This window comes from Enterobacter cloacae complex sp. IR5418 (assembly GCF_049238105.1).
Lineage (GTDB): Bacteria > Pseudomonadota > Gammaproteobacteria > Enterobacterales > Enterobacteriaceae > Enterobacter > Enterobacter hormaechei.
Window position 1 is genome coordinate 1 of record NZ_JBMKHS010000083.1, and the last position, 3918, is coordinate 3918.

The 3918-nt window shown below is 47.3% G+C and carries 4 protein-coding genes and 1 pseudogene; 2 read left to right on the forward strand and 3 right to left on the reverse strand.

Annotation, left to right across the window (positions count from 1 at the left end):
- Positions 1 to 119: 119 nt before the first annotated feature.
- Positions 120 to 1328 carry a type II site-specific deoxyribonuclease gene (locus tag ACOTX7_RS23950; RefSeq protein WP_001749969.1) on the forward strand — a complete coding sequence of 403 codons (1209 nt, stop codon included), beginning with the start codon at positions 120 to 122 and terminating at the stop codon, positions 1326 to 1328.
- A 33-nt stretch (positions 1329 to 1361) separates the two neighbouring features.
- Here ACOTX7_RS23950 and ACOTX7_RS23955 read toward each other — a convergent pair whose 3' ends face one another.
- A complete protein-coding gene (locus ACOTX7_RS23955; protein ID WP_001288432.1) occupies positions 1362 to 2795 on the reverse strand; it encodes a DNA cytosine methyltransferase in 1434 nt (477 codons plus the stop codon).
- A 98-nt stretch (positions 2796 to 2893) separates the two neighbouring features.
- On the opposite strand from ACOTX7_RS23955, the pseudogene ACOTX7_RS23960 reads away from it, so the two are divergent.
- Positions 2894 to 3166 (forward strand): annotated as a pseudogene (locus tag ACOTX7_RS23960) (IS1 family transposase); the annotation flags it as partial.
- Between the two features lie 10 nt (positions 3167 to 3176).
- Here the strand turns inward: ACOTX7_RS23960 and ACOTX7_RS23965 are convergent.
- Together ACOTX7_RS23965 and ACOTX7_RS23970 are read right to left on the reverse strand one after the other, a co-directional pair.
- Positions 3177 to 3383: a hypothetical protein gene (locus tag ACOTX7_RS23965; protein ID WP_001749967.1), complete on the reverse strand. Its 207-nt coding sequence runs from the start codon at positions 3381 to 3383 to the stop codon at positions 3177 to 3179.
- A gap of 4 nt (positions 3384 to 3387) precedes the next feature.
- The gene (locus ACOTX7_RS23970; RefSeq protein ID WP_071549088.1) at positions 3388 to 3900 is read right to left on the reverse strand and encodes a restriction endonuclease; all 513 of its coding nucleotides are present in this window, start codon (positions 3898 to 3900) and stop codon (positions 3388 to 3390) included.
- Positions 3901 to 3918 lie beyond the last annotated feature (18 nt).

Here is a 3918-nt window from a genome sequence, read left to right on the forward strand (position 1 = left end):
TGGCTGCACAACAGCCATTACGCCCAATCAACTGGTGCAGTCGTCTTCTGAAAATGACACTGTTTGTATATAATCATGAAAAAATGGTGAGTAGAGTTTCAGGGTAACAGGGGATGCTTATGTCGGTTTTCCACAACTGGCTACTTGAGATCGCATGTGAGAATTACTTCGTCTACATCAAACGCCTTTCCGCCAACGATACCGGCGCAACAGGTGGTCACCAGGTAGGGCTTTATATCCCTTCAGGTATCGTTGAAAAACTCTTTCCGTCTATCAACCATACCCGTGAACTGAACCCTTCGGTTTTTCTCACCGCACATGTGTCATCGCATGATTGCCCTGACAGCGAAGCCAGGGCAATTTATTATAACAGCCGTCATTTTGGTAAAACCCGGAATGAAAAAAGGATTACCCGCTGGGGTAGAGGCAGCCCACTTCAGGATCCTGAAAATACAGGGGCTCTGACGCTCCTGGCTTTCAAGCTTGATGAGCAAGGGGGGGACTGTAAGGAAGTAAATATTTGGGTATGCGCCAGCACTGATGAAGAGGACGTCATTGAGACCGCTATTGGTGAAGTTATACCCGGAGCGCTTATATCCGGCCCCGCAGGACAGATTCTAGGCGGACTATCTCTACAGCAAGCGCCAGTAAATCATAAATATATTCTACCTGAAGACTGGCACCTGCGCTTTCCGTCGGGAAGTGAAATTATTCAGTATGCAGCCAGCCATTATGTGAAAAATTCCCTTGATCCGGATGAGCAACTTCTTGACCGCCGGCGCGTGGAGTACGACATATTTCTATTGGTTGAGGAACTGCATGTTCTGGATATCATCCGGAAAGGATTTGGCTCTGTGGATGAATTTATTGCGCTGGCCAATTCTGTCAGCAATCGCCGTAAATCCAGAGCCGGGAAGTCGCTGGAACTGCACCTGGAGCATCTATTCATTGAGCACGGCCTGCGACACTTTGCGACGCAGGCCATCACAGAAGGTAATAAAAAACCCGATTTCCTTTTCCCTTCCGCAGGGGCTTACCACGATACTGAGTTTCCCGTAGAAAATCTGCGCATGCTGGCAGTCAAGACTACCTGTAAGGATCGCTGGCGTCAGATACTGAATGAGGCCGATAAAATTCATCAGGTGCATCTGTTTACACTCCAGGAGGGAGTTTCTCTGGCTCAATATCGGGAGATGCGGGAGTCGGGTGTCAGATTGGTCGTGCCATCATCTCTGCACAAAAAATACCCGGAGGCGGTGAGAGCTGAGCTAATGACGCTAGGTGCGTTTATTGCTGAGCTGACAGGGCTTTACGCAGATATTCCATAGATTATCTCCCGGCATAAATACCGGGAGGAGCGATCAGATTCGTTCAACCTTGCACGAATCGGCATTAACCGCTTTCAGGATATAAGGTTCAAGCAGTTTGGCTACGGCTTCAAACACGGGCACCACTACGGAGTTACCGAACTGCCTGTACGACTGAGTGTCTGACACAGGAATGCGAAAAGGCCTGCCATCTACTTTTTCAAAACCCATAAGGCGCGCGCACTCTCGCGGAGTCAGCCTGCGGGGCCGATGCGCCTGATTTTCTTCGTTCGCGAAGTCTGTTTCACCTGTGGCCATATCCCAGCCACGGTCTATCAGAATTTCAGACCCGTCTTTGTGATAGCGAGCAGAAAGCGTACGGGCAATGCTTTCTTTATTTTCAGGATTAACGAGGCCAAAACCGAATCCGTTACCCTTAGCTGCGTGCTTTTTGGCGTAGTTATAGAGATACTCCCAGAGTTTCGGCGTCAGTATATATTTGCTGTCAACCACGGGTTCCAGCAGTTCGCCAAATGACGGACGCTGTTCCGGATAAAAACGACTAATATCGCGCAGGGTAAAGCCCTGGTGAATGTTCAGATCACGGCGGAAACCGACCAAAACGATACGTTCTCGGTGCTGAGGTAAAAAGTGTTTTCCGTCGATAACTTTAGGATCGTTTTTGCCCATCTCAGCTGCATCCGCAACTTCATAGCCAAGTTCGTCGAGGGTATCCATGATGACTTTAAAGGTTTTACCCTTGTCATGGCTCTTCAGGTTTTTAACGTTTTCAAGAACAAAGATGGCAGGTTTTTTTGCGCGGATAATACGCGCCACATCGAAGAAAAGCGTTCCCTGAGCCTCACATTCGAAACCATGCGCGCGCCCGAGCGAGTTTTTCTTGCTTACGCCCGCAAGGCTGAACGGTTGACAGGGGAAACCTGCTAGAAGTACATCATGATCCGGCACATGCTCATTAATGTAAGCATAGGCATCGTTTTCAGGTACTTCAGGTTTATCACTGAGCGTGACTTCCCGAATATCTAGATTGAAAGTGTGTTCCTGAGCATCGTTAAACCAGTTAGCTTTATATGTGCGCACAGCCTCTTTATTCCATTCACTGGTAAAAACGCACTGGCCACCGATGGTTTCGAAGCCCTTCCGTATACCTCCAATCCCAGCAAACAGGTCAATAAACCGGAAGGCATAGTCAGGGTGATGTGCAGGCGCTTCCGGAAGCATTTTTCGTAGAAGTTCCTCTTCGGCTAACGTCAGCGTCTTAGGTGAGCACTTACCATTAATCCAGCGATTAAGAGTCTCGCGACTCCACTCATTTTTACCAACTTTTCTAAGCAGTTCAGCCACGTACTTCTGGTCATAGATTTCCAGCACCTGCCCGAGCAGCTTTTTATCATTTTCCTGTCGCAGTTGTTCTTCCGCTTCTGCTTTCTCAAGCAGATCCTGCGCCAGTAATTCAAATTCAGACATATTGCCTCCATTGGGTCTTATGGGTGAAACTGTATCACTCATTTGACCCAGATTGAATGTTTTTATCTGGATATTTAAACAGGTTTATTGTTAGGTAACGCACGTTGGCCACGCTGGAGCGTCTTCTGGGCCTGCTGTCGGCCTTTGAGGTCGTGGTATGGATGACGGATGGCTGGCCGCTGTATGAATCCCGCCTGAAGGGAAAGCTGCACGTTATCAGCAAGCGTTACACTCAGCGCATTGAGCGACATAACCTGAATCTGAGACAACATCTGGCAAGGCTGGGACGGAAGTCACTGTCGTTCTCAAAATCGGTGGAGCTGCATGACAAGGTCATCGGGCATTATCTGAACATAAAACACTATCAGTAAGTTGGAGTCATTACCGGTTCTCTTTGTCTTTTAGTGATTCTATAAACCTCATTACGTCTGAATATAAAAATCTATTATTTGATTTATGTGGCTCATGAGGTTGTGGGATGGTCTTGTTTTTGAATGTGCCAGTTTTCTTAATGGCAAAGATTAACTCACCTTCTGTTATTCCTAACATTTCAGCAAATGTTTTTGCTTCTATAGTTACTGACTTCATTTAATTAACTCTCATGGTATCGATTTTCTTTACCGGCATCTTTAACAATGGTGCTCGTTTCTAGTGTTGCTGCGGTACGCTTCATCATCGTCTGCGGGGCGGTTGCGATAGTGAAGGAGCTGCCGGGCGTGAGCAAATCTATCAGGCGCTGGCCGCTGATAATCTCCATCCGTTCACTGGCAATACTGACAGATTTTGAACCTGCGCCGGTTTTCCCGGTATGGCAAAACAGACCGCGACAGTTATGACGTTTAAGCAACTTCTCGAACTCCTGTACGTGCTGTAAAGCAATATGGCCGCGATAGCGTTTAGCCTGAATAAGATAGCGATATTTTCCTATTATTACCTGGCCGTCAATGCCTCCATCGCCGGTATAGCGTTTGTTTCTGATGGTTCTGAAGCCATGCGCTTCAAATCCTTCCAGCAACAGTTCTTCAAACACAAAAGGATCAATTTTCCTCAGGTAGTTAATTTTTTGGGCACTGTTGCAAATAGTCGGTGGTGATAAACTTATCATCCCCTTTTGCTGATGGAG